This is a genomic window from Actinoplanes sp. NPDC000266 (genome assembly GCF_042899005.1).
In the GTDB taxonomy this organism is placed as follows: Bacteria; Actinomycetota; Actinomycetes; order Mycobacteriales; family Micromonosporaceae; genus Actinoplanes.
Genome location: NZ_JBIAZI010000016.1, coordinates 158,452 through 182,886, shown reverse-complemented (window position 1 = coordinate 182,886; position 24,435 = coordinate 158,452). Strand labels below are relative to the sequence as shown.

At 70.1% G+C, this 24,435-nt stretch carries 27 protein-coding genes; 11 read left to right on the top strand and 16 right to left on the bottom strand.

What is annotated here, in order from left to right; all coding sequences use genetic code 11:
- Positions 1–237 precede the first annotated feature (237 nt).
- Positions 238–1,035 (top strand): SDR family oxidoreductase, encoded by a 798-nt coding sequence (locus ACFY36_RS45890; RefSeq protein ID WP_499752253.1) that lies wholly within the window; start codon positions 238–240, stop codon positions 1,033–1,035.
- Here the strand turns inward: ACFY36_RS45890 and ACFY36_RS45885 are convergent.
- Positions 1,028–1,672, bottom strand: coding sequence for a DNA-directed RNA polymerase II (locus ACFY36_RS45885; protein WP_499752225.1), 645 nt, complete (start codon positions 1,670–1,672; stop codon positions 1,028–1,030). The two genes, ACFY36_RS45890 and ACFY36_RS45885, sit on opposite strands and share 8 nt — an antisense overlap.
- 116 nt (positions 1,673–1,788) lie before the next feature.
- Here ACFY36_RS45885 and ACFY36_RS45880 point away from each other — a divergent pair, with 116 nt between their 5' ends.
- Together ACFY36_RS45880 and ACFY36_RS45875 are read left to right on the top strand one after the other, a co-directional pair.
- Positions 1,789–3,006: a GNAT family N-acetyltransferase gene (locus ACFY36_RS45880; protein ID WP_499752224.1), complete on the top strand. Its 1,218-nt coding sequence runs from the start codon at positions 1,789–1,791 to the stop codon at positions 3,004–3,006.
- 29 nt (positions 3,007–3,035) lie between these two features.
- Positions 3,036–3,692, top strand: coding sequence for a hypothetical protein (locus ACFY36_RS45875; RefSeq protein ID WP_499752223.1), 657 nt, complete (start codon positions 3,036–3,038; stop codon positions 3,690–3,692).
- Here ACFY36_RS45875 and ACFY36_RS45870 read toward each other — a convergent pair.
- The 5 genes from ACFY36_RS45870 to ACFY36_RS45850 form a co-directional block, all read right to left on the bottom strand.
- Entirely contained in the window at positions 3,689–4,162 is a 474-nt protein-coding gene (locus ACFY36_RS45870; RefSeq protein WP_499752222.1) for a ribose-5-phosphate isomerase, read from the bottom strand. The genes ACFY36_RS45875 and ACFY36_RS45870 overlap by 4 nt on opposite strands.
- A 21-nt stretch (positions 4,163–4,183) precedes the next feature.
- The gene (locus tag ACFY36_RS45865) at positions 4,184–5,095 is read right to left on the bottom strand and encodes an alpha/beta hydrolase (protein WP_499752221.1); all 912 of its coding nucleotides are present in this window, start codon (positions 5,093–5,095) and stop codon (positions 4,184–4,186) included.
- A gap of 5 nt (positions 5,096–5,100) precedes the next feature.
- Entirely contained in the window at positions 5,101–6,297 is a 1,197-nt protein-coding gene (locus ACFY36_RS45860; RefSeq protein WP_499752220.1) for a DUF1015 family protein, read from the bottom strand.
- Between the two features lie 10 nt (positions 6,298–6,307).
- On the bottom strand, positions 6,308–6,520 hold the full coding sequence (locus ACFY36_RS45855; RefSeq protein ID WP_499752219.1) for a hypothetical protein: 213 nt from the start codon (positions 6,518–6,520) through the stop codon (positions 6,308–6,310).
- 71 nt (positions 6,521–6,591) lie between these two features.
- Positions 6,592–7,221: a mycothiol-dependent nitroreductase Rv2466c family protein gene (locus tag ACFY36_RS45850; protein ID WP_499752218.1), complete on the bottom strand. Its 630-nt coding sequence runs from the start codon at positions 7,219–7,221 to the stop codon at positions 6,592–6,594.
- Between the two features lie 129 nt (positions 7,222–7,350).
- Between ACFY36_RS45850 and pepN the strand changes: the two genes are divergently transcribed.
- On the top strand, positions 7,351–9,909 hold the full coding sequence (gene pepN, locus ACFY36_RS45845; RefSeq protein WP_499752217.1) for an aminopeptidase N: 2,559 nt from the start codon (positions 7,351–7,353) through the stop codon (positions 9,907–9,909).
- Here pepN and ACFY36_RS45840 read toward each other — a convergent pair.
- The 3 genes from ACFY36_RS45840 to ctaJ all read right to left on the bottom strand — a co-directional run bounded on the left by ACFY36_RS45840 (position 9,906) and on the right by ctaJ (position 11,334).
- Positions 9,906–10,469: a Uma2 family endonuclease gene (locus tag ACFY36_RS45840; protein ID WP_499752216.1), complete on the bottom strand. Its 564-nt coding sequence runs from the start codon at positions 10,467–10,469 to the stop codon at positions 9,906–9,908. The two genes, pepN and ACFY36_RS45840, sit on opposite strands and share 4 nt — an antisense overlap.
- 123 nt (positions 10,470–10,592) lie before the next feature.
- A complete protein-coding gene (locus ACFY36_RS45835; RefSeq protein ID WP_499752252.1) occupies positions 10,593–10,982 on the bottom strand; it encodes a DUF5130 family protein in 390 nt (129 codons plus the stop codon).
- Between the two features lie 64 nt (positions 10,983–11,046).
- Positions 11,047–11,334 carry an aa3-type cytochrome oxidase subunit CtaJ gene (gene ctaJ, locus ACFY36_RS45830; RefSeq protein WP_499752215.1) on the bottom strand — a complete coding sequence of 96 codons (288 nt, stop codon included), beginning with the start codon at positions 11,332–11,334 and terminating at the stop codon, positions 11,047–11,049.
- A 205-nt stretch (positions 11,335–11,539) separates the two neighbouring features.
- On the opposite strand from ctaJ, the gene ACFY36_RS45825 reads away from it, so the two are divergent.
- Positions 11,540–12,034: a hypothetical protein gene (locus ACFY36_RS45825; protein ID WP_499752214.1), complete on the top strand. Its 495-nt coding sequence runs from the start codon at positions 11,540–11,542 to the stop codon at positions 12,032–12,034.
- A 289-nt stretch (positions 12,035–12,323) separates the two neighbouring features.
- Positions 12,324–13,127, top strand: a complete 804-nt coding sequence (locus ACFY36_RS45820) for a class F sortase (RefSeq protein WP_499752213.1) — start codon at positions 12,324–12,326, stop codon at positions 13,125–13,127.
- On the opposite strand, the gene ACFY36_RS45815 is transcribed toward ACFY36_RS45820, so the two are convergent.
- Entirely contained in the window at positions 13,124–13,672 is a 549-nt protein-coding gene (locus ACFY36_RS45815; RefSeq protein ID WP_097319820.1) for an HNH endonuclease, read from the bottom strand. The two genes, ACFY36_RS45820 and ACFY36_RS45815, sit on opposite strands and share 4 nt — an antisense overlap.
- Before the next feature lie 190 nt (positions 13,673–13,862).
- On the opposite strand from ACFY36_RS45815, the gene ACFY36_RS45810 reads away from it, so the two are divergent.
- The 4 genes from ACFY36_RS45810 to ACFY36_RS45795 all read left to right on the top strand — a co-directional run bounded on the left by ACFY36_RS45810 (position 13,863) and on the right by ACFY36_RS45795 (position 18,179).
- Positions 13,863–14,927, top strand: a complete 1,065-nt coding sequence (locus tag ACFY36_RS45810) for a mechanosensitive ion channel family protein (RefSeq protein ID WP_499752212.1) — start codon at positions 13,863–13,865, stop codon at positions 14,925–14,927.
- 210 nt (positions 14,928–15,137) lie between these two features.
- Entirely contained in the window at positions 15,138–16,439 is a 1,302-nt protein-coding gene (locus ACFY36_RS45805; RefSeq protein ID WP_499752211.1) for an MFS transporter, read from the top strand.
- Positions 16,436–16,849, top strand: coding sequence for a globin (locus ACFY36_RS45800; protein WP_499752251.1), 414 nt, complete (start codon positions 16,436–16,438; stop codon positions 16,847–16,849). The genes ACFY36_RS45805 and ACFY36_RS45800 overlap by 4 nt, the downstream gene beginning before the upstream one ends.
- A gap of 73 nt (positions 16,850–16,922) precedes the next feature.
- Complete coding sequence (locus ACFY36_RS45795) at positions 16,923–18,179, top strand: delta-60 repeat domain-containing protein (RefSeq protein ID WP_499752210.1); 1,257 nt, start codon at positions 16,923–16,925, stop codon at positions 18,177–18,179.
- 201 nt (positions 18,180–18,380) lie between these two features.
- Here ACFY36_RS45795 and ACFY36_RS45790 read toward each other — a convergent pair whose 3' ends face one another.
- The 5 genes from ACFY36_RS45790 to ACFY36_RS45770 all read right to left on the bottom strand — a co-directional run bounded on the left by ACFY36_RS45790 (position 18,381) and on the right by ACFY36_RS45770 (position 22,430).
- Positions 18,381–18,962 (bottom strand): type III secretion system chaperone family protein, encoded by a 582-nt coding sequence (locus ACFY36_RS45790; protein WP_498695182.1) that lies wholly within the window; start codon positions 18,960–18,962, stop codon positions 18,381–18,383.
- Positions 18,963–19,094: 132 nt separating this feature from the next.
- Positions 19,095–19,754, bottom strand: coding sequence for a DUF8185 domain-containing protein (locus tag ACFY36_RS45785; protein ID WP_499752209.1), 660 nt, complete (start codon positions 19,752–19,754; stop codon positions 19,095–19,097).
- A complete protein-coding gene (locus tag ACFY36_RS45780) occupies positions 19,751–20,158 on the bottom strand; it encodes an acyl-CoA thioesterase (protein WP_499752208.1) in 408 nt (135 codons plus the stop codon). Before ACFY36_RS45780 ends, ACFY36_RS45785 begins: the two co-directional genes overlap by 4 nt.
- Entirely contained in the window at positions 20,151–21,827 is a 1,677-nt protein-coding gene (gene ettA / locus ACFY36_RS45775; protein WP_499752207.1) for an energy-dependent translational throttle protein EttA, read from the bottom strand. Before ettA ends, ACFY36_RS45780 begins: the two co-directional genes overlap by 8 nt.
- A 126-nt stretch (positions 21,828–21,953) precedes the next feature.
- A complete protein-coding gene (locus tag ACFY36_RS45770) occupies positions 21,954–22,430 on the bottom strand; it encodes a hypothetical protein (RefSeq protein ID WP_499752206.1) in 477 nt (158 codons plus the stop codon).
- Between the two features lie 213 nt (positions 22,431–22,643).
- Here ACFY36_RS45770 and ACFY36_RS45765 point away from each other — a divergent pair, with 213 nt between their 5' ends.
- On the top strand, positions 22,644–24,086 hold the full coding sequence (locus ACFY36_RS45765; RefSeq protein ID WP_499752205.1) for an alpha,alpha-trehalose-phosphate synthase (UDP-forming): 1,443 nt from the start codon (positions 22,644–22,646) through the stop codon (positions 24,084–24,086).
- Here ACFY36_RS45765 and ACFY36_RS45760 read toward each other — a convergent pair.
- On the bottom strand, positions 24,045–24,404 hold the full coding sequence (locus ACFY36_RS45760; RefSeq protein WP_499752204.1) for a VOC family protein: 360 nt from the start codon (positions 24,402–24,404) through the stop codon (positions 24,045–24,047). The genes ACFY36_RS45765 and ACFY36_RS45760 overlap by 42 nt on opposite strands.
- Between the last annotated feature and the right edge of the window lie 31 nt (positions 24,405–24,435).

The following is a 24,435-nucleotide window of genomic DNA, read 5'->3' as shown; positions in this document are numbered from 1 at the left end:
CTCATCGTGATCGGCATCGCCATGATCGCCACCGCCGTGTGGCCCAGTGTCCGCGGCGGGCGCGGCTCGCGCCACGACCGGCACGACGGCGCCTGACCGCGATTATCGAGGCTTTCTCCGGGCATACCGTGCTCGTCCGCTCACGAGCCGAAGGAGATCGTCTTGGACCCGCGCAGCAAATACCCAGGACCGGAGTACGACGGCGGCGACCTGGAGCCGCCCGGTCTCACCGGGCAGATGCCGCAGCGCCCTGATCACGGCGAACAGACGTACCAGGGCTCCGGGCGCCTGGCCGGCCGTAAGGCCGTCATCACCGGCGGGGACTCCGGCATCGGCCGGGCGGTCGCCATCGCGTACGCCCGGGAAGGCTCTGATGTCCTCATCTCCTACCTTCCGGAGGAGGAGGAAGACGCCCGCGAGACGGCCCAGCTGATCGAGAAGGCCGGGCGCGTCGCGGTGCTCGTGCCCGGCGACATCCGCGAGGAGGCGCACTGCCGGGCGATCATCGACCGCGCCCGGGCCGACCTCGGCGGCATCGACATCCTGGTCAACAACGCGGCCTATCAGATGGCCCAGCCGGGCGGGATCACCGACATCACCGACGAGCAGTTCGACCGGGTGATGAAGACGAACCTGTACGCCATGTTCTGGCTGTGCCGGGCCGCGGTGCCGCACATGCCGCCCGGCGCCACGATCATCAACACGGCGTCGATCCAGGCCTACCAGTCGTCCAGCGCGCTGCTCGACTACGCCACGACCAAGGGCGGCATCGTCGCCTTCACCAAGGCGCTGGCCGAAGACCTGGCCGAGAAGGGCATCCGGGTCAACGCGGTGGCGCCCGGGCCGATCTGGACGCCACTGATCCCGGCCACGATGCCGGAGAAGAAGGTCAAGTCGTTCGGCTCCGACACTCCCCTGGGCCGCGCCGGCCAGCCGGCCGAGCTGGCTCCCGCCTACGTCTATTTCGCGAGTCAGGAGTCCAGCTACACGACCGGGGAGGTGCTCGGCGTCACCGGCGGCAAGCCGGTCAGCTGATGTGGTCGGCCACCCAGTGGTAGGCGGTCATGACCCACGGGGTCTGCTGGAGGAAGGTCACACCGACACCGGCCAGGAAGAGGGCGGTGACCAGGTGGGAGCCGCGTGAGGAGCGCCGGACCCGGCCGAACTGGCGCTCCAGCACCAGGTGGCCGACCAGGCGGGCCAGGCAGAACAGGCCGGCCGCGACGGCCAGGATGACCAGGAAGGTGATCAGCGGGCCGCCGAAGTCGCCGTCGCCGGACAGCGTCCAGACGCCCCAGCAGACGAAGGCGAACAGCACGGCGGCGCTGGTCCACTCGCCGCCCCGGCGCATCTCGCTCCAGCGCCAGCTCAGCACGGGCCGGTCCGGCGCCGCCTCGGCGCCGTGCCAGCCCGGGCTGGTGTGCTCGGGCTGCGGGTGACGCGGCTGCGGGTTGACCTGGGCCCGGCCGCGGCTGAACGGCGACGCCTCCTCCGGCGTGGCGAAAGGCGCGGTGGGCGGCATATGACCGGATGACGGCGGACCGGATCGTCCGGATGCCCGCGGTCCGGAATGCGGCGGCGGGCCGTCCACGGGTGTGGTGGGCGCGTCGGCCCACGGATCCTGCGGCGGCATGTCGAGCGTCCGCTCAGACCACTGCGGTTGCTCAGGCATCGCTTTCCCCTTCCGATCGGCGGGAACGGCCTCGGTATCAAAGCCCCCGCCACTCCGAGAGTAGCGAGCCCGCAAATCATTCGCCTTGGTGGCCGCAGTCCGTTACACAAGTGCGCATGGACGATTCCGTACGCCTGCGCGCGGCCACCGCCGCCGATCTCCCCGCGATCGCCGACCTCATGGGCCAGGTCTTCCACGAGCATGTCAGCGACGACTTCCGCGAGTGGGAGGTCCGGATCACCGAGGCCGAGCGCTCGCTGGTGTCCGACGACGGCGGCCTGGTGGTCGGTCATGCCACCGCGCAGACCCGGGATCTGAGCGTGCCCGGGGCCGTGATCCCGGCCGCCCATGTGACCGGCGTCGGCGTCGCTCCCACCCATCGGCGGCGGGGCCTGCTCAGCGGCATGATGCGCCGCCAGCTCACCGAGATCGCCGAGGCCGGCCGCGAGGCCGTCGCGGTGCTCTGGGCCAGCGAGACGGCGATCTACCCGCGTTTCGGCTACGGACCGGCCGCCGACCGCCTCCGGCTCGAGATCGCCACCCGTGAGCTGCGCGTCACCGCCCCGGTCCAGAGGGTCCGGCTGCGCATGGTCAAGCCGCTCGAGGCGCGGGCCGAGCTGGCCGCGCTGCACGACCGGCTCCGCGCCGACCGCCCCGGCTGGTCGAGCCGGGCCGACCACTGGTGGCGCTATCTGCTGCGCGACGAGAGCGATCAGCGCGACGGCGCCACCGGCCTCTACGGCGTGATCGTGGACGGCGGCGAGGGCCCGGCCGGATACGCGCTGTGGCGGGTCAAGAACGGCTGGAACAGCTACGGCCCCGACGCCTCCGTGCGCATCGAGGAGGTCGTGGCGGCCGACCCGGTGACGTACACCGAGCTGTGGCGCTTCCTGCTCACCATCGACCTGGCCCGCAAGGCGTCATACAGCTACGCCACGGTCGACGAGCCCCTGCAATATCTGGTGGACGAGCCGCGCCGGCTGGGCCGGCAGTACGCGGACGCGCTGTGGGTGCGCCTGGTCGACGTGCCGGCGGCGCTGGAGGCCCGGCGCTACCTGTTCCCGGTCGACGTCGTCATCGAGGTCACCGACCCGATCATCGAGGCCAACAACGGCCGGTGGCGCCTGACGGCGGACAAGGACAAGGCTTCCTGTGTACGCACGGACGACGCACCCGACCTCAGGTGCACGGTCACCGAGCTGGGCGCGGCCTATCTGGGCGGAACGTCCCTGGCCACGCTGGCCGCCGCGGGCCGCGTGGAACGGTTGACGGCGAACTTCCCGTCGGCCGCGTTCGGGTGGCACCGGCAGCCGGGCGCCCTCGAGGTGTTCTGAGTGAGGCCACCAGCGGTAACGTCGGCGTCATGGGTGAGCCCGAACGCCGACGTCGCCGCGTGCGTCCCTCCCACTCGTCCCCGGCCCCCGCGCCGCCCGGGCACGACGACGAGACCACCGACCCGCCCCCGGGGACGGCCATGACCGCTGCGGTCGCCGACCCCGTCCCCGACGCAACGGCCGAGCTCACCGCGGAACAGGCCCCCGACCCGGCCACCGTGGGCCCGACCGCCGGGCCGGCCACCGCGGATCCGAAAGCCGGGCCGACCGCCGCGGGTTCGAGCGCCGGGCCGACCGCCGCGGGTCCGAGCGCCGGATCAGCCGCCGTCGGTCCGAGCGCCAGGCCGGCCGCGGTGGAGCGGAACGCTGACCCGGCCGTCATGGAGCCGGGCGCCGAGCCGGTTCCGGGCCCGCCGCGGGCGAAACCGTCGGATGCCCGCCCTCAGCGGAACGGCTCGCCGGGCCGCCGCACGCTCGGCAACGGCCCCGGCGGCGACGACCGCGAGGTCGAGCGCGGCCTACGTGGCCTCGTCGGATCCGGATCGTCGCAGGTCAGCGTGGGCGCCGCCCTGCGGGCCCGCGACGCCGCCCGCCCCACCGACGAGCACCTCGCCGACGCCGACGCCAACCTCACGATCGTGCGAAGGAACTGGGTACCGCGGGAAGACCTCCCGCGCAACCGCTAATTCTCCGGGATCGCCGGGAGCTCGCGGGTGCGCTCGTAGTCGGCCAGCTGGGCGATGCGGCGGGCGTGGCGCGGGTTGCCGGAGAACGGGGTGGCCAGGAACGTCTCGACGAAGGCGGTGGCCTCGTCGAGGGTGTGCTCGCGGGCGCCGATGCTGATCACGTTGGCGTCGTTGTGCTGGCGGGCCAGCTGGGCGATCTCGGTGCGCCAGACCAGGGCCGCGCGGACGCCTTCGATCTTGTTGGCGGCGATCTGCTCGCCGTTGCCGGAGCCGCCGATGACGATGCCCAGCGAGCCCTCGTCGGCCACCACCTTGGCCCCGGTCTGCAGGCAGAACGCCGGGTAGTCGTCCTCCGGGTCGTAGACGTGCGGGCCCACGTCGACGACGTCGTGGCCCTGCTTGATCAGGTGGTTGACGAGATGCATCTTCAGCTCGTAGCCGGCGTGGTCGGAACCCAGGTAGACGCGCATGGTCTCACTCTCTCAGAACGATCAGAAGCACAAGGATGCTCGCAGAACAGAAGCAATCTGATCCGCCGCCACGCGCGCGTCGTCGATCACCGCGAGCTTGCGGGCGAAGCCGTGGTTGACACCCATGTAGCGCGTGTGCACCACCGGGACTCCGGCCGCGAGCAGCGCGTCCGCGTAGTCGGCGCCCTCGTCGCGCAGCGCGTCGTACTCGGCGGTGATGATCAGGGTGGGCGGCATCCCGGCCAGGTCGGCCGCGAGCGGCGCCACGTCCGGTGTGAACCGCAGCCGGGGATCCGGGACGTACGTCTCCCAGGCCAGCTTCATCGAGGCGCGGTCCAGGCCGTACGAGCCGACCTCGTCGTACGACTCCGAGGCGGTCATCGGGTCGATCGCCGGATAGATCAGCACCTGGTGGTCCAGCGGCGTGGCCTGGTCGCGCTGCCGGCGGGCGGCCACCGTGGCCAGCTGGCCGCCGGCGCTGTCGCCGCCGATGGCCAGCCTCGACGGGTCGACCCCGAGGTCGGTCCCCGACTTGCGGACGAAGGACAGCACCGTGTCGACGTCGTCCTGTGCGGCCGGGAAGACGTGCTCCGGGGCCAGCCGGTACTCCACCGACAGCACCGCGCAGCCCGAACGGTCGGCGATGCGGCGGCACAGCCGGTCGACGGTCTCCACGGTGCCGTAGCACCAGCCACCGCCGTGCAGGTAGACGAAGACGGGCGCGTCCGTGCGGGTGGCGTAGAGCCGGCAGGGCACCCCGTCGGCGTCCACGTCCACCACGACCGGCAGGGGCAGCGCCGGGCCGGTCTCCACCTCGATCGCGTCGATCATCGCCTGGCGGATGGCCTGGAGCTGCTCGTAAGGGTCGGCGGAGGAGAGGGCGGGCGGACGGGAACGGAGCCCGGCCGCCGCCGTGACCTGCGGGTTCAGCATCGTCGTCAGTCGAGCTGGGCGAGAACGAGACCACCCCGGGCCTTCGGGGTGAACCACGTGCTCTTGCGGGGCAGCTTCTGCCGCTCCAGGTTCACCGTGACGAAGTCGTCGACGGTGACCGGCGCGATCAGCACGGCCAGCTCGGAGCGGCCCGCGTCGACCTCGCCCCGCAGCCACTCGGCCGGATAGTCGCCGCCGATGTACGAGATCCGTTTGTCGCCGGCGTCGAGGCCGAGCACGTCACGCAGCAGCACCCGCTCGACCAAAGCGTGGTCGAGATTGTCGACGGCCGACAGGTTCGTGTTCACCGGGAGGCCCAGCGTGAAGGAGCGTCCCGAGGCGTACACCTCGATCGTGCCTTTGGACGGCACCTGCGCGGGGCGCGGCACCTCGGTGACCGTCGCGCCGGCCGCGCGGAGCCGGGCCAGCAGGTCGTCCAGCGGCACCGGCAGCTCGCTGACCAGGCGGTTGTAGGGCTGGATGGCGACCGAGGCGGGCGTGGTGACGACGGCCAGGAAGCGCGGGAAGCCGGCCGTCTGCGCGGCCAGGCTGCGATGGTTGCCGTCGGCCACGACCAGCTCGCCGCCGCCGGCCAGCGCGGTCAGCTCGTCCTGGAGCGCGCCCGGCCCCACGGCCCAGATCGCGTGGGTGCGGCCGGTCTGGTCGGTGTCGGTCGCGGCCGGCTCGCCCGCCCGCTCGATCGCGGCGGCGAGGGCCGCGTGCAGCTCGTCACCCTTGGTGGTCTGCAGCAGCAGCACGGGCGAGAGCAGCGTGCCCAGAGCCTCGGCCAGGGCCACCCGCTCGCGGACCTTCTCGATGAAGACTTCCTCGTTGCGGATGACCAGGCCGGGCTCGTCGGCGCGGGTGGAGATCTGGTCGGTGTCGACCATGCTCCAGAGGCCGTACGCCGGTGGCTCGCCCTCGCCGGTGATCCGGTAGAGCACGACGACCTGCTCGGCCGGCTCGTAGCTGCCGTCGGCGCGCTCCAGCGCGAGCCGGGCCACCGCGTCCGGAAGCGCGCCGGTGAACGACTTGCCGAGCGAGTCGGGAGCGAGGTGGGGCATCTCGACAGCGAGAGAACTATGCGGATTGTCGGCGATGATGGACGTGATTTCGGCGTCGTCGGCGAATTCGTCGTAGTTCTGGGCGCCGGTGCCACCAGTGGTGACCCAGGCCTTGCTGATCGGGTGCACGACCGTCATGTCTGCCAAGTTACCGGGCGGGCCGGTGGTGCCTGCCGACGGGCATGTTGCCCCGTGACCTGGCCAACTGACCTTTTCGCCAGTCACCCACGGGCCGCTGCAGGGGCAGCGCCGAGACCGTGACCGGCGGCGCCACCAGGCTTGCCAGGTCCGGTGCGAGATCGGTCCAGTCACCGCGCTGGACTGCGATCGTGGACAGCGCCACCGCTTCGGTGTCGGCCATGTCAGTTCTCCGTCTTGGATGAGGTGTATCTCACCTCATCCAACGACTCGTACGGAGGAAGGAGAAGCCGGTCAGTCGAAAATTGGACCGATGTCCCTCGAACGCTTCAGCTCGAAGAAGCCGGGGGTGCCGGCCACGAGCAGAACGCCGTCCCACAGCTTGCCGGCGGCCTCGCCCTTGGGGGCGGGGGTGACCACGGGGCCGAAGAAGGCGACCTTGTCGCCGTCGCCGTTCGGTCCGGGCGCGTGGATGACCGGGGTGCCGACGTCGGTGCCGACCGGCTTCATGCCGGCGTCGTGGCTGCCGCGCAGCGCGTCGTCCCAGGCGTCGCTGGTGGCCGCGTCGGCCAGCGCGGTGTCGAGGCCGACCTCGGCCAGCGCCTCGGTGTAGAGCTTCTCGTCGAGCTCGTACTTCTTGAGGTGGATCCGGGTGCCGAGGGCCGTGTAGAGGTCGCGCAGCACCTGGGGGCCCGCGGCCTCCTCGGCCGCGATGCAGACCCGTACCGGACCCCAGCCCTTGGTCATGAGCTCCTGGTATTCCTCGGGCAGGTCCCGGCCCTGGTTGAGAACGGACAGGCTCATCACGTTGAAGCGGACATCGAGCGGACGGACCTTCTCCACCTCGAGGAGCCAGCGCGAGGTCATCCAGGCCCACGGGCAGATGGGGTCGAACCACATGTCGACCGTCGAGCGTTCTGTCATGGGTCGATACTCCTCCAAGCAACTATCTATTGCTCGACTGTCCTGTCCAGGACGCCGGGTGAGGTGTGCCACCCGTAGCCGTCCGCATAGGCTGAATGGGAAAGCTTGTGCGCTCAGAGGAGAGTGACTGTGGCCGGAGTTCGTAATTTGACCCAGGTGGAGGCCGCCGAGCGCGCTCGCCTGCTCGAGGTCACCGGGTACGACATCACGTTGGACCTCACCGACGGCCACGGCAACCCCGGCGACGGCACCTTCCGCTCCACCACGGTCGTGACGTTCACCTGCCGGGAGCCGGGGGCCGAGACCTTCATCGAGGCCGCGGCGGCCTCGGTGCGGTCGGCGACCCTGAACGGGCAGCCGCTGGACCTCGCCGGGTTCTCGGCCGAGAAGGGCCTGACCCTGACCGGCCTGGCCGCCGAGAACGAGCTGGTGGTCGACGCCGACTTCGCCTATTCGGCGAGCGGGCAGGGGCTGCAGCGCAGCCTCGACCCGGTGGACAAGGAGATCTACCTCTACAGCCAGTTCGAGACGGCGGACGCCCAGCGGGTGTACGCCGCGTTCGACCAGCCCGACCTCAAGAGCGTCTACACCTGGCACGCCACGGTGCCGGCGCACTGGAAGGTCATTGCCAACAGCCCGGTCGAGCGCGAGGAGAAGGCCGGGCCGGGCGCCAAGACGGTGCACTTCGAGAAGTCGGCGCGGATGAGCACGTACATCACCGCGCTCTGCGCCGGCCCGTACCACGAGGTGCGCGACGAGCACGACGGCATCTCGCTGGGCGTCTTCAGCCGCGCGTCGATGGCGCAGTACCTCGACGCCGACAACCTGTTCGAGGTCACCAAGCAGGGCTTCGACTTCTTCCACGAGCAGTTCGGCGTGCGCTACCCGCTGCCCAAGTACGACCAGCTGTGGGTGCCCGACTTCAACGCCGGCGCGATGGAGAACTTCGGCTGCGTGACACACGCCGAGGCGCACTACATCTTCCGCTCGCAGGTCACCGACTTCGAGTACGAGCAGCGCGCCAACACGATCCTGCACGAGCTCGCGCACATGTGGTTCGGCGACCTCGTGACCATGCGCTGGTGGAACGACCTGTGGCTCAACGAGTCGTTCGCCGAGTGGGCCAGCCACTGGTGCAACACCCGGGCCACCCGCTTCACCGACGCCTGGACGACGTTCCTGTCGGTGCGCAAGAGCTGGGGCTACCGTCAGGACCAGCTCTCCTCGACCCACCCGGTCTACACCGAGATGCCCGACCTCGAGGCCGTCGAGGTCAACTTCGACGGGATCACGTACGCCAAGGGCGCCAGCGTGATCAAGCAGCTCGTGGCGTACGTCGGCCTCGAGCCCTTCCTGAGCGGCCTGCGCGCCTACTTCGGCAAGCACGCGTGGAGCAACGCCACCTTCGACGACCTGCTCACCGAGCTCGAGGCCGCCTCCGGCCGCGAGCTGCGCAAGTTCGCCGCCCAGTGGCTCGAGACCTCGCAGGTCAACACGCTGCGCCCGCTCGTCGAGATCAACGCCGACGGCACGTACGCCAGTGTCGTGGTCCAGCAGGAGGCCCCGGCCGACTACCCGACGCTGCGCACCCACCGCATCGGGGTCGGCCTCTACGACCTCGAGGGCGAGCGGCTGGTCCGCCGCGACCGGCTCGAGATCGACGTGACCGGCGAGCGGACCGAGATCGCGGCCCTGGCCGGGGTCAAGGCGGCCGACGTGCTGCTGCTCAACGACGACGACCTGACGTACGCCAAGCTTCGGCTCGACGAGCGCTCGATGGCGACCGTGGTCCGCCACATCGCCGGCCTCGACTCGTCGCTGTCCCGGGCGCTGTGCTGGAACGCGGCCTGGGACATGCTGCGCGACGCCGAGCTCGCGGCCCGCGACTACGTGACGCTGGTCTGCTCGGGCCTGCCGGCCGAGACCGACATCAACCTGTCGACGTACACGTTCCGCCAGGCCTCGACCGCGATCGCCCAGTACGCCGACCCGGCGTGGCAGGCGACCGGCTTCGCCCAGCTGGCCGAGCTCGCCCGCACCCAGCTGGCCGCCGCCGCGCCCGGCAGCGGCTGGCAGCTCACCTGGGCCCGGGCCTTCGTCGGCGCCGCCCGCACCGGGGACGAGCTGACCGTGCTGCACGGCTGGCTGTCCGGCGAGGGTGTGCCCGAGGGCCTGGTCGTCGACACCGAGCTGCGCTGGTCGCTGCTGCAGGCGCTGGCGTCGCTGGGCGGGGCCACCGAGCAGCAGATCGAGGACGAGCTCGCCTCGGACCGGACGGCCAGCGGCGAGCGCGAGGCCGCGGTGGCCCACGCCCTGATCCCGACGGCCGAGAACAAGGCCCGGGTGTGGTCGAAGCTGACCGAGGGCACCGTGCCCAACTGGCTCAACCGCTCGCTGCTGACCGGTTTCCAGAGCGCCAAGCAGGTCGAGCTGACGGCGCCGTACGCCACGAAGTTCTTCGACGTGGTCGGTGACGTCTGGGCCCGCTCGGACAGTGAGCCGGCTCAGGAGTTCGCGATGATGGGCTACCCGGTCTACCAGATCAGCGAGGAGACGGTGGCGCTCACCGACGCGTGGCTCGCCCGCGACGGTCAGCCGGCGTCGCTGCGCCGCCTGGTGGCCGAGGGCCGCGACGGCGTCCTGCGGGCCCTGAAGGCCCGCGCGAAGGATCTTTCGGCCGCGAGCTAGAGCCAGGCCGCGGGAGCGATCCGCATCGGATAGGGGGCGTCGAGCTTGACCGGCTCGGCGCCCTCGACGCTGTGCACCGCCTGATAGCGGTCGCCCGTCAACTCGTACGTGTGAAGCAAGGGTGTCGCCCGTCCCGGCTCGACCCGCCAGAAGCTCGGGATGCCCGCCTCGGCGTACAGCGAAGGCTTGAGAAGGCGGTCGAAGCGGCGCGTGGCCGGCGTCTCGATCTCGACCACCAGGGCGACGTCGGCCGGATCGCACCAGACCGAGCCGGACGAGCGCGGGCGCAGCACCAGCACGTCGGGCACCAGGTTGCTCTCGCCCATCTGGACGCCGACCCGGTCGCAGACCCACCAGCCGGGCGGCGCCGACGACCGCAGAGACGTCACGACGCCGCGGACGGTCGCCTCATGCGACTCCGGAGGCGGCGGCGACGCGTGCAGGCTGCCGTCGATGATCTCGTAGCGGTGACCGTCCTGCGGGAACAGATGGAGGTCGGGCTCGGTCCACTCGCCCTCGGGGGCGCTCCATCGAGCGAGGGTGTACGAAGCCGGGCTCATCAGTCCCACACCGGACCACCCCCATCACCGTGGGCCACAAGCCTAGCGACAGAGCGTTGTTACCGCCCGGTTTCGCGCACGAAAAAGCCCCCGGTCTCCCGGGGGCATTCCTCGCACCAAATGTCAGCGACGACCGGCGTGAGAGGCCAGCTGGTCGAGACCGGCCATGACGCCACCGGCCAGATCGCCACCGGCGAAGGCGGCCGACATCGACAGGCCGGCCAGCTTCGCGTCCCGGTCGGAGATCCGCTTGCGGGCCTCGGAACCGGTCACGATCTCCAGCTTGCGCTGGTTGGGCGACACCGCCAGCAGCACGGCGTTGTCGGCGCCCTTGACCTGCGCGGCCAGCTTCTCGGCGAACTCGCGGGTCGGCGTCTCGAGCTCGCCGATGTAGACGCTGAAGGTCAGGCCGGTGGACTCGTCGGCCACCCGCAGCGCCTCGTCGAGACGCAGCAGCTGCCGGGTGGTGAACGGGCCGTCCTCGACCTCGTTGCCGGAGGACGCGTGGACCAGCGTGTCGCCGCCGGGCTCGTCCAGGGCGGTCAGCGCCTGGCCTTTCCGCGGCTGCTTGCCAAGGTCACCAGCTGTCACTTGCGCCTCCTGTAGAACCGGGCCGGACCGGAGCGCCGGAGACGTCCTCCAGCACTTGGCCGCCCGTCAGAGCCGGCTGGGCCGGGCCATGACCGCCGACGAGCTTCTCCGGCCTGGCCAGGAACCAGATCGGCTGAAAGTCGTACGGCCGGCCGGGCCGGTAGCGGTGTGTGCGCTTCGTGCGGTCGGCGCCGGCCATGACGAGCGCGGCGATCAGCCCGATGATCACCGCCGGAATGACCACGAAGACCAGAACGGTGCTTGAAATCGACAACGTCAACGCCCCCAGGCGCCTGAATTCACTCAAACTGATCCGAACAACTGTCACGGTAGCGGAGCGCAGGTCATGCCGTCGCGTCGGGTCTATAACCCGCGAGCTCCACCGATGGGGATCTCGGCGGAAAGGGCCTCGGGATGCGAAAATCACCCACACGCGCCGTTCGTGTCCACGCGTCACCGGACGGCAGGAGGGGGAATCGATGCGCATTTCCGTCCCCGCCGCCCTGGCGGCGCTCCTTCTGGGGCTGTTTGTCCCAGTCGTGCTGATCGACGCGGCGCCGGCCCGTGCCGCCGCCATCTTCCTGGAGGTCAACCCCAGCACCGTGCCGGCCGGTGACGAGCTGGGCCTCCGAGCGTCCTGTGACGACAATCTCAAGGCGGCCACGGTCACGTCCGGGCTGTTCGGAACGGTCACGGTGGCGCCGCAATACGGCTTTCTGACGGCGACCGTACGAGTCCCGTCCGGCTCCCGGCCCGGCGACTACCGGGCCGAGCTCCGCTGCCCCGACGGCCACACGACCGTGGCCACGGTGCACGTGGTGGCCAAGGTGGAACCGGCCCGGGGCCCGGCCACCGGAGGCGGCGGCACGGCACCGGGCCGCAACGCGCCCGTCCTGATCGGCGGCGGCCTCGCGGTCATCGCGGCCGGCCTGGTCCTCGGCGTGCTGTCCCTGCGCCGCCGGCGGCTCGGCTGAGGGCCCGGCGATGACCGGCCAGCCCCCGCCGCGCCCGTCACCGTCCCGCCCGTCACCGCGCCCGGGCCCCCGCCACGACACCGCACGCCCGGATAGCGCACACGATGGGGTCCCGCGACAGGGCGCCGCGCATTCCGGGGCCGGTCCGCATGGCGCCGCGCACTCCGGGGCCGGTCCGCATGGCGCCGCGCACTCCGGGGCCGGTCCGCATGGCGCCGCGCATTCGGGGGCGCCGCGTCAAGGTGCGGCGCGTGCCGGGCCGGAGGGCTCGCGGCCCCGGCGGGAGGCGGTGACCGGGCCGCGGATGCCCGAGTCGGTGCTGCGCAAGAAGCCGGCGCAGATCGCGGCGCCACCGCCCGGGATGATCACCGGGCCGCTGCCGGCGCCGTCGCCCATGCCGGGGCGGCATCCCTTTCGCCAGCCCAGCCCCCGGCCACTGCCGAAGTCGCCGCCCCGGCCCACCCGCGGCCGCAAGCCGTGGCCGATCGGGATGATCGCGCTCGCGCTGCTCTTCCTCGGCCTGTTCGTGGTCGCGATGGGGCTGGGCGCGGCGACCAACCTCGACCTGGGCTCGCTGTTCGCGGGCCAGGAGAAGAACGAGCCGCCACCCCGCTCGTTCCCGGTGCTCGACCCGAGCCGGCCGATGCGCCTGACCATTCCGGCCATCAACGTGCGGGCGCCGATCCTCGAGGTGGGCCTGGCCGACGACGGCACGGTGGGCGTTCCGCCGCTGGAACGGCACAACGAGGCCGGCTGGTTCGACGGCGGCCCCACGCCGGGCCAGTTCGGGCCATCGTTGATCGTGGGTCACGCGGACACGCGTACGGGACCCTCGGTCTTCCATGCCCTGCCCAAGCTGAAGCCGGGCCAGCGGATCGAGGTGCAGCGGGCCGACCGTTCCGTGGCGGTCTTCGAGGTCAACTCCGTAGAGCACTTCAACAAGGGCCAACTACCGGTACAGCGCGTCTACAGCGACTACAGCCGCCCGTCCTTACGCCTGCTGACCTGCGGCGGCCGCTGGATCGGCGGCAGCACGGGCTACCAGGACAACATCGTCGTCTTCGCCTCACTCGTGGACACTAAAAACAACTAAGCCGCCTCGGCTTCCAGGGCCGGGGCGGCAGGTAGGTCGAGCCAGTCGGCCCAACGGGGGTCTGGCGTGCGGTGTCCGAGGACCCGCCACGCCACCCCGCGTGGTGCGGCCGGTATCTGGTGGAGCCTCCAGCCGAGCTCGGCGGGTGTCTTGTCACCCTTGCTGTGGTTGCACTTGGCGCAGGCCGCCACCACGTTCTCCCAGGCGTGCAGGCCTCCGCGGCTGCGCGGGAAGACGTGGTCGATGGTCTCGGCCGAACCTCGGCAGTAGGCGCAGCGGCCGCCGTCCCGGGCGAAGATCGCTCGTCGGGAGAGGCCGACATGGGTGCGGTACGGAACCTTCACGTACCGGGTGAGGCGCACCACCGAGGGGACCGGAAGATTGGTGTGCACGCTGTGCAGGATGCCGTCGCCGTCGGAGACGCACTCTGCCTTGGCGGTCAGGACGAGGATGGTCGCTCGACGCACCGATACGACGCACAGCGGCTCGTAGGTGGCGTTCAGAACCAACGCGGATGAGCCCACTATGGGTCGTATGTCAGGCATCAAAGTTCACCCTTCGGGTACAGGTGTTACTGGCGCTCCTGCGTGTTTAGTCGAGACCTCGTGGGCCAATAGTCCCTGATGGATGACCAAATTGCGAGCGAAATCCGTAGCCGGGGGGTAAACGTCTGAGGTCAGCACGCTGTGCGGCACCTGAGAGGGGGCTCGCCGGCTCCCGGTACGGTTGTGCCCCGTGTTGCTTCTAGCCCCTTCCCCCTCACCGTCGCCCGACGTCTACACGACGATCAACGTTGAAGAGGTCTGCAAGACCGACGCGCTCTGCAGCCGGGTCCTGGAGTGGACCGGCAACCAGTGGCTGGCCAGCAGCAGTTACGTGATCATCGTGAAGCCGCTGCGGATCATCGGCATCATCCTGATCGCGCTGCTGATCCGCTGGTTGCTGCACCGGGCCATCGACCGCCTGACGCACACCACGTCCCGCGCTTCGATGCCGGCCTTGCTGAAGCCGCTGAAGGAGAGAGCGGCGCAGACCGCCGAGGAGGGGCAGTACATACCGGAACGCCGCCGCCAGCGGGCCGAAGCGATCGGCTCGGTGCTGCGCAGCTTCGTCAGCGCTGTCGTCTTCACCATGGCGGCCCTGCTCGTCCTGGGCGAGTTCGGCTTCAACCTGGCGCCCCTGCTGGCCAGCGCCGGCATCGTCGGCGTGGCGCTCGGTTTCGGCGCGCAGAGCCTGGTCAAGGATCTGATCGCCGGTCTGTTCATGCTTCTGGAGGATCAGTACGGCGTCGGCGACACGGTCGACCTGGGCGAGGCCACCGGCGTGGTCGAGACGGTCGGCCTGCGCATCACGACGGTCCGCGACGCGCGCGGGGTGCTCTGGTACATCCGCAACGGCGAGATCGTCCGGGTCGGCAACAAGAGCCAGGGCTGGGCCATGGTGGTCATCGACATCCCGATCGGCTTCGTCAACTCCGAGCACGCCATCGGGGTGCTCAAGGAGGCCGCGCAGCGGGTGGCCGACGCGCCCGAGCACCAGACCGAGTTTCTCGAGCCGCCGGACGTGGTCGGCGTCGAGCAGCTGACGGTCGACGGCGCGGTCATCCGCACGATCGCCAAGACGACTTCGGACGGTCAGATCGCCGTACAACGTGATCTCCGAAAGGCGCTGACCGAGTCGCTGGAGACGAGCGGGCTCTCCGAACGCATCGCCGCCTCTCGATTGCTCCCGCGCAGTGCGGTGCCGCCGGCGTACCTCGGCAATTCCGATGCGGAGCAGCAGCCGGGCGGAGCCACCTGAGCTGGGATTAGGGCGTACGGGGGATGCCCGGACTAGACCGAATGGCCGACATTCCAACCGTACGCCCTAGCATCGACTCGGACGATCGGGCAGAATCCGCCTTGAGCATTTGCACATGCGGCATCACGTTCCCGGCGGGCGTCGACCCCCGCGCGGGCGCGCACGGCGCTCGCCGCGACCCGGTGACAGCCAAGATCGAGAGAGGACCTGGTGTCCGAGGCGGTGACAGAGAGCGATAGGAAGGTCACCTTCCGCGACCTGTTCGGCGTGCGCGAATACCGTGCGCTCTATCTCTCCCTGATCGTCAACTGGGTCGGCGACTATCTGGCCCGCGCCGCCATCACCGTCCTGGTCTACGAGGAGAGCAAGTCCGTCCTCATGTCCGCGGCGGCGTTCGCGGTCAGCTTCCTCCCCTGGGTCCTCGGCGGGCCGCTGCTGTCCACGCTGGCCGAGCGCTACCCGTACCGCCGGGTCCTGATCACGGCCGACCTGTTCCGCATGGTCGTCATCGGGTTGCTGCTCATTCCCGGCGTGCCGATCCCGGTCATGCTCCTGCTGGTCTTCCTGGCCAGCCTGGGAACGCCACCGACACAGGCCGCCCGGTCGGCCCTCCAGCCGCTGGTGGTCGGGCGCGACAAGCTGCCGATGGCCGTCGCCACGAACGCCACGACCGGGCAGGCGGCCCAGGTGTTCGGATATCTGGCCGGCGCCGCCCTGGCCACCGCGATCAACCCGCAGGCGGCCCTGGCCATCGACGTGGCCACCTTCGCGGTCTCGGCCGCCCTGATCACGTGGGGTGTGCAGCCGCGTCCGGCCGCGCACGACCGCTCCGAGCGCCGCCACCTGCTGCGCGAGTCGGGCGAGGGCTTCCAGCTGGTCTTCGGCACGGCCACGCTGCGCTCGATCGCGATCATGGTCTTCGTCCTGACGATGTTCGCGGTCGTCCCCGAGGGCCTGGCCGCCGCGTGGGCGGCCGAGGCCGACCCCGACTCGGCCACCCGCGGCATCGACCAGGGCCTGATCATGGCGGCCGGCCCGATCGGCTTCGTCGTCGGCGGCCTGCTGGTCAGCCGGCTCGCCGGGCCCGAATTGCGCGACCGGCTGGTCCGGCCGCTCGCGGTGCTCTCCGCGCTCGTGCTGGTGCCGGCCCTCCTCGGCCCGCCGCCGCCGGTGGTGGCGCTGCTGGTGGCGTTCTCCGGCATGGCCCAGGGCGGTGTGACGCCCACGCTCAACGCCCGATTCGTGCTCATCCTCCCGCACGGGTACCGCGCCCGGGCGTACGGCGTGATGCAGACCGGCATGCAGCTCAGCCAGTTCGCCGCCGTCATGATCACGGGTCTGCTCGCCGACCACTTCTGGCTGCCGCTGGTGGTCGGGCTGTGGAGCGTCGGCGGCACGGTCGCGATGGGTGTGCTGGCCGCCAGCTGGCCGAGCCGCGAGGTGTTCAAGGCGGCCACCGAGCAGGCGTCGCCGGAGCACGAGCATCACGGCCGTCACAGGGCCGTGGCCTGACCGCCCCGGCGCGGGGCTGGCAGGATGGAACAGTGACCGACCCCGCCAACTTTTTCGAAGCCATCGGTGGCGAGCCGACGTTCCGGCGTCTCGTCGACCGGTTCTACGAGGGTGTCGCCGACGATCCCCTGCTGCGCCCGATGTACCCCGAGGAAGACCTGGGCCCGGCGGCCGACCGGCTGACCCTGTTCCTGATGCAGTACTGGGGCGGCCCGAACACGTACTCGGCCTCCCGCGGCCACCCGCGCCTGCGCATGCGCCACGCGCCCTTCGTAGTCGACTTCGCGGCCCGCGACGCCTGGCTCAAACACATGCGCGACGCGGTCGACTCGCTGGAGCTCCCGAAGCCCCTGCACGACCAGCTTTGGGACTATTTGGAGCGCGCCGCGCACTTCATGGTCAACGCCTGACAGTGTCCCGGGCGGCTCCATGGTCGTTGAGCGGTAGGTAAATCCGCTGCTCAATCGACCTGGAGCCTTTCGCATGCGTCGCCGCTTGCTTGCCGCCGCCACCATCGCCGCCGCCGCCGTGGCGTGCGCGCACCCGGCCGCGGCCGACCTTGCCCAGCGCACCGTGGTGTCGCCGAACCCGGTGGACTTCACCCCGCACGTCCTCGACGGCACGGTGTGGTCGATGACCATCGTCGGCGACACCGTGGTGGTCGGCGGCGCCTTCACGAAGGTCACCGACAGCACCCGCCGGACCACCTTCGCCCGCAAGAACATCTTCGCGTTCGGGCTGAACGACGGCGCCGTCCGCGGCTTCGCCCCGCAGGTCGACGGCGCGGTCTACGCCCTGACGGCCGGCGAGGACGGCTCGGTCTACGCCGGCGGCGCCTTCAAGACCGTCAACGGGACCGCGCAGCGCGGCCTCACCCGTCTCACCATGGGCGGCCAGCGGGTCAGCGCGTTCAACGCCAAAATCAACTGGGGCGACATCCGGTCGCTGAACGCGCGAGGTTCCCGGTTGTACGCCGCCGGCACGTTCTCCGCGATCAACGGCGTCAACCGTTCGGGTCTGGCCCGTCTCAGCGCCGCCACGGGCGCCGTGGACACGGGATTCGACGCCAAGCTGACCGCGCCCGGCCTGAGCCGCACCCGGGTCGAGCACTTCGACATCTCCCCGGACGGGCGGAAGCTGGTCGCGGTGGGCGCGTTGCTGCGGGCGAGCGGGTACGACCGTACGCAGATCGCGATGTTCGACGTGTCGGGGCCGTCGGCGCAGCTGTCGAGCTGGTACACCGACGCGTACAAGCCGCAGTGCATGAAGGGCTTCGACACCTACCTGAGGCAGGTCAAGTTCTCGCCGGACGGCTCGTACTTCGTGGTGGCGGCGACCGGACGGGCCAGCTCGCCGGATCGTCTGTGTGACTCGGCGGCTCGTTTCGAGGCGACGGGTACGGGGCGGCACAACCCGACGTGGGTTCAGCGCACGGGCGGTGACTCGCTCTACGCGGTCGCGGTGACGGGATCTGCGGTGTATCTCGGGGGGCACCAGCGTTACTTTGACAACCCGTATGGCTCGGACGCCAAGGGGCCTGGGCCGGGGGCGGTTTCCCGGCCCGGCATCGGCGCGGTCAGCCCGACCACGGGCCGCTCGCTCAGCTGGAACCCGACCCGTTCTCGCGGTGTGGGAGTTCGAGTGTTCGTGGTGCACTCGCGCGGGCTGCTTGTCGGGTCGGACACCGATCAGCTGGGGCGGGAGTATCACGGGCGGGTGGGGATGTTTCCACTTGGCTGAGGTGGGTGCATACGGCTGCTGAGCTGGCTGGCTTCGCTTCGCTCAGCGGGCGATTTGCCCCTGGGGAGTTGATGAGAAGTGGGTGGTTTCGCAACGCCGCAAAAACCACGGCGTCACGAAACCACCCACTTCTCATCAACGGGGCAAATCGCGGGCCGCTCACAATGGTGGCAGCGCCAAGGAAGTTTGGGACCGTTTGGGTTAGAGCAGGGCGCCCTCGTCGTGTAGCCAATCTACGAAGCTGGTGGCTACTGCGGCTCCGCAATCCAGGAGCTCTGTCAGGAGGGCGTCGTGGGTGCCGGCGGCCAACGGGACCTGGAGCTCCGCGTAGATGGGGAGCTGGCCTCGCTCGGTGGGGTCGCCTACGTAGGCCTTGCAGAAGCGGCGGGTGTGGTTCCACTCGTTGACCACGCGGTACGCGCGGTCGGCCCAGTCGGGTGGGACCGTCGAATGCGGCCGGGCCCGCATCACGAGGATCTCGTCGTCCGGTCCCTCCAGGGTGAACAGCACCGCGTGCCGCTCCCACATCGCCAGCAGGCTGCCGCCGCCGTCGGCCAGGAACCGGATGTCGAGCAGGTCGAGCGCCTTGCCGATGCGAGCCAGCGTCACCGGCGCGACAGTCTCGGGCTCTTCGGAGGCGGCCGCGTCGACCGGAACCGGAAGCCGGCCGGGCTCTCGTTGGGCCGGTACGCCGACCCGTACGGCACTGCGAACCGCCGAATCGTCGTCGGCCTCCACCGGGTTACCCGCGGCTGAACCCGGACGCCATGACCACCACGGCATCTTTGTGCACCTCACTCCCCAGCAGACCCCACCGCCGGACGTAGCGAGTGGATCCGAGGGCCGACGGTACCCGTAGGTTTCGCGGAGGTCATCCCCCCAACCGGAGGGCACAACCGGTCGTCCGATACGGCATCACCCTTTCGGGTGATCGACTATAGGCATAACGGTCAATTTCTTGACGGCCTGTAGCCACGCCACTCCATATGGTGCGGAAAGACCCACCCAGCGTCCTGATACCCGCACTCGCGTCAGAGAGTCCTCAGTGTCTCCCGCGCCGAGGAAACCCATCCGGGAGATCGCCTGAACGAGTCGCTGGGACACCTCGACCGGGCGACCGCCGGGCGGCGTCACGACGAGGGCGACGTGGTCGAGAAGCGCGTCGCGGACCGCGCGCTGGCCGACCGCCCGTCCACCGAGACCGCCGGCCGTCACCTCGCGCAGCGTCCCGGCGGCCGCGGCGGCCAAGCGGCTCAGCTCGGCCCCGGAGACCGACTCGACCGTCTCCCCGCCGGGGGGCGGCAGCGGCCAGCGCCACTGCGCGTCCCGCAGCGGCGGGAGCTCGTCTCCCCCGCGGGCCAGCACGTCCAGCAGCTCACGGGCGGCGACGGTGGCGTCCTGCGGCCCGTGGCCGGCCACCTCACGGGTCACCAGCACGTCCCAGGGCAGCCGCGCCCACAGAGCGACCCGGCCGCCGGAGGTCTTCAGCCGTACCGGGGAGCCGGGGTCGAGCCGGACCAGCCGGGCCAGGAAGGCTCCGGCGTCGGGGACGCCGACGAGCCCGTGCCCGCTCATGACGCGACGTAGGGTCGCAGGAACTCCCGCTCGGCCTCGGTCAGGCGCCGGGGATGGCCCTGAGCCAGGTGGTACGGCACGCAGACCGATTTGGCCCGGCTGGCCAGCACGTCGCCGTCGAACAGCTCGTACGAGACCGTGAACGACGCGGCGCGCACCTCCGAGATCCACATCTCGACGCGGACCGGGTCGCCGTAGTCGACCGGGCGCAGATAGTCGACCTCGTGGCGGGCGATGACGATGCCCTCCTCGAAAGAGCCGAGCCCGTGCTTGCGCGCGCCGACGAAGAACATGGCAACGCGCGCCTCCTCGTACAGCGTGAGGAAGCGCGCGTTGTTCACGTGCCCGTACGCGTCCATGTCGGACCAGCGTACGGGCACGTCATAGATGAACTTCTCAGTCACGGGTGAGCTTGCGGTACGTCACCCGGTGCGGGCGGGCGGCGTCGGCGCCGAGACGGTCGACCTTGTTCTTCTCGTACGCCTCGAAGTTGCCCTCGAACCAGAACCACTTGTCCGGGTCCTCGTCCGTGCCCTCCCACGCGAGCATGTGAGTGGCCACCCGGTCGAGGAACATGCGGTCGTGGGAGATGACCACGGCGCAGCCCGGGAACTCGAGCAGCGCGTTCTCCAGGCTCGACAGCGTCTCGACGTCGAGGTCGTTGGTCGGCTCGTCGAGCAGGATCACGTTGCCGCCGATCTTCAGCGTCAGCGCCAGGTTGAGGCGGTTGCGCTCACCACCGGAGAGCACCTTGACCGGCTTCTGCTGGTCGGGGCCCTTGAAACCGAAGGCCGCCACGTACGCCCGCGAGGGCATCTCGACCTTGCCGACCATCAGGTGGTCGAGACCGTCGGAGACGACCTCCCACACCGTCTCGTCGCCGCCCAGTCCCTCACGGTTCTGGTCCACGTACGACAGCTTCACCGTCTCACCCACGCGGACACTGCCCTCGTCCGGCTTCTCGAGCCCGACGATGGTCTTGAACAGCGTGGTCTTGCCGACGCCGTTCGGGCCGATGATGCCGACGATGCCGTTGCGCGGCAGCGAGAACGACAGGTGGTCGATGAGCGTACGGCCGTCGAAGCCCTTGACCAGGTCTTTGCTCTCGATGACCGTGTTGCCCAGACGCGGGCCCGGCGGGATCTGAATCTCCTCGAAGTCCAGCTTGCGGGTCTTCTCCGCCTCGCTGGCCATCTCGTCGTACCGGTCGAGGCGGGCCTTGCTCTTGGTCTGGCGGGCCTTGGCGTTCGAGCGGACCCACTCGAGCTCCTCGGTGAGGCGCCGCTTGAGCTTCGCGTCCTTGCGGCCTTCGACCGCCAGGCGCTGGGCCTTCTTGTCGAGGTACGTCGAGTAGTTGCCCTCGTACGGGTAGGTGCGGCCGCGGTCGAGCTCGAGGATCCAGTTGGCCACGTTGTCGAGGAAGTACCGGTCGTGGGTGATGGCGATGACCGTGCCGGCGTACTTGGCGAGGTGCTGCTCCAGCCAGCTCACGCTCTCGGCGTCGAGGTGGTTGGTGGGCTCGTCGAGCAGCAGCAGGTCGGGCGCCTCGAGCAGCAGCTTGCACAGCGCGACGCGGCGGCGCTCACCACCGGAGAGCTGGGTGACGTCGGCGTCCGGCGGCGGGCAGCGCAGGGCGTCCATGGCCAGCTCGAGCTGAGAGTCGAGGTCCCAGGCGTTGACGTTGTCGAGCTGCTCCTGGAGCTTGCCCATCTCCTCCATGAGCTCGTCGGTGTAGTCGGTCGCCATCTCTTCGGCGATCTTGTTGAACCGGTCGAGCTTGGCCTTGGTCTCGGCCACGGCCTCCTCGATGTTGCCGAGGACGGTCTTGGAGTCGTTGAGCGGCGGCTCCTGCGCGAGCATGCCGACGGTGTAGCCGGGCATCAGCCGGGCGTCGCCGTTGCTCAGGGTCTCGATCCCCGCCATGACCTTGAGCAGCGTGGACTTACCGGCGCCGTTCGGGCCCACCACGCCGATCTTGGCGCCGGGCAGGAAGTTCAGCGTCACGTTGTCGAGCACGACCTTGTCGCCGTGCGCCTTGCGCGCCTTTTCCAGGACGTAAATGAACTGGGCCACGGTGCGCCCTACCTCCGTGATCGTTGAGTTGCGCTACCGAACGAGCGCAGAATGCCGGGGCAATCTTTCCAGGTCGTCCACCGGACCCCTAACTCAACCCCGTCACGGCGTCAAGGATTCCCCAGATCACTCGAAATCGACGACGTCGTCGACCTGGGTCTTGCGGTCGTCGGTGAAGTCGATCCTGAGTTGCTTGCGGGAGATGAAGAACTGGGTGCCGTCGCTGGCCGCGGTCGCCTCGTAGGCGTTCTGGCCGGTCTCCACGACATCGGTCAGGAGAAGGCCGTTCACGCCCTGGACCAGCGCCTTCTTCTCCCCGCCGGTCTTGCTCTGGTAGAACAGCCGGCCGGCCGGGTCCTGGCAGATCCAGACCACGGTGCCCCGGTCGGTGACGTACCGGTTGAGCCGGCGCAACTCGTCCGAGAAGCCCAGGCTGCGCGCCTTGGCCAGGGTCTCCGACGGGCACAGGTCGCCGGGCGCGATCGTCGGCGCCGCCGGCGACGTGGTCTCCTGCGGCTGCTGGTTCTGCTGTTGTTGTTGCTGCTCCCGCTCGCGCGCCTCCTGCCGGCGCTGCTTCTCGCCCAGCACGAATCCGGTGGTCATTCCGATGATCGTGAGGAAAACGGTGGCAATGACCACAGGAAAGAAGATCGGCCGCCGTGGCGGGGAAAGATCATCCGGAGGTGTCACGGGCCCAGAATGACACCCGGCCGCCACCATGGTCCACGGCGGCCATCGAAGACTGGGCACGCCCCGTGCTGCTACGCACAGTAGGCTCACAAGTGGGAACAGAAACGACCCGGAGGTGCACTCAGCGTGGCCGAACGAAGTTCCTTCGTCGTAGTCGCCAACCGTCTGCCCGTCGATGAAGTCACCACCCCGGACGGGGAGCGCCAATGGCGCACGAGTCCGGGCGGTCTGGTCACCGCGCTCCACCCGGTGCTGACCGAGCACGGAGGCACGTGGATCGGGTGGGCCGGTGGCACCGGCGAAGCGCCGGAGCCCTTCGAACTGGAGGGCATTCACATCCACCCGGTGCCGTTGAGCGCCGACGAGTTGGAGCGCTACTACGAGGGCCAGTCCAACGCGACCATCTGGCCTCTCTACCACGACGCCGTCGAGACGCCGGTCTACAAGCGGCGCTGGCGCGAGACCTACCGCCTGGTCAACCAGCGCTTCGCGCAGGCCGCGGCCGAGGTGGCCGACGAGGGCGCGACCGTCTGGGTCCAGGACTATCAGCTCCAGCTGGTGCCGGCGATGCTGCGGGAGCTGCGGCCCGACCTCAAGATCGGGTTCTTCCTGCACATCCCGTTCCCGCCGATCGAGCTGTTCATGCAGATGCCCTTCCGGGCCGAGGTGCTGCGCGGCCTGCTCGGCGCCGACCTGGTCGGTTTCCAGCAGCGGCTGGCGGCACAGAACTTCGTACGCCTGGCCCGGCACCTTCTGGGACTGCGCTACGAGGGCCAGTCGATCCAGGTGGACGGCCGCAAGGTCAAGGCGGGCGCCTTCCCGATCAGCATCGACACCCGCGAGATGGAGCGGATGGCGGCCGATCCCAAGGTCCAGGCCCGGGCCAAGGAGATCCGGGCCGAGCTCGGCGACCCCAAGACGATCATCCTGGGCGTCGACCGGCTCGACTACACCAAGGGCATCGAGCTGCGGCTCAAGGCGTTCCGCGAGCTGCTGGCCGACGGCAAGCTCAAGGTCGGCGACGCGGTGATGGTGCAGGTGGCGACCCCGAGCCGCGAGCGCGTCGAGCATTACCAGACGCTGCGGGTCAAGGTCGAGCGCGAGGTCGGCCGCATCAACGGCGAGTTCGGCCGGGTCGGTGTGCCGGCCGTGCACTACCTCCACCAGTCGTACAGCAAGCAGGAACTGGCCGCGATGTACGTGGCGGCCGACGTCATGATGGTGACGCCGCTGCGCGACGGCATGAACCTGGTCGCCAAGGAATACGTGGCATGCCGCGCCGACTCCGGTGGCGCGCTGGTGCTCAGCGAGTTCGCGGGGGCGGCCACCGAGATGCGGCAGGCGTTCCTGTGCAACCCGCACGACCCCGACGGCGTCAAGGACGCGCTGATGCGGGCGGTCGGCGCCGAGCAGGCCGAGCTGAAAAGGCGCATGCGCGTGATGCAGCGTCACCTGCGCACCCACGATGTGGCGCAGTGGGCCCGGACCTTCCTCGACGCCCTCTCGGAGGCGGCCGGAGGCCGTGACCTAGTCGATGTAGAGGCAGAAAGGGTGACCGACCGGGTCTAGGAACACCCGGACGGTCTCCTGCGGCTGGAAGCCGGCGAGCGTCGCACCCGCCTGGGTGGCGTGCGCGCACGCCGCTTCCAGATCGTCGACCTTGATGTCGAGATGGGCGCTCATCTGCGGATCGCCCGGCCCGGCCGGCCACACCGGCCGCACGTACTGTTTCTCGGTCTGGAACGAGAGCCCGGCGCCGCCACCCGGCGCGCCGAGGATCACCCAGTCCGTCTCTTCCGTGGTGATGCTCCAGCCCAGCAGCCGGTGGTAGAAGTCCGCCAGCTCCCGGGCGTCCGGAGCGTCCAGCACCGTGCTCGTCAACGTCATTCGCGGCCGTCCGTCCATATTCACGGTCGTA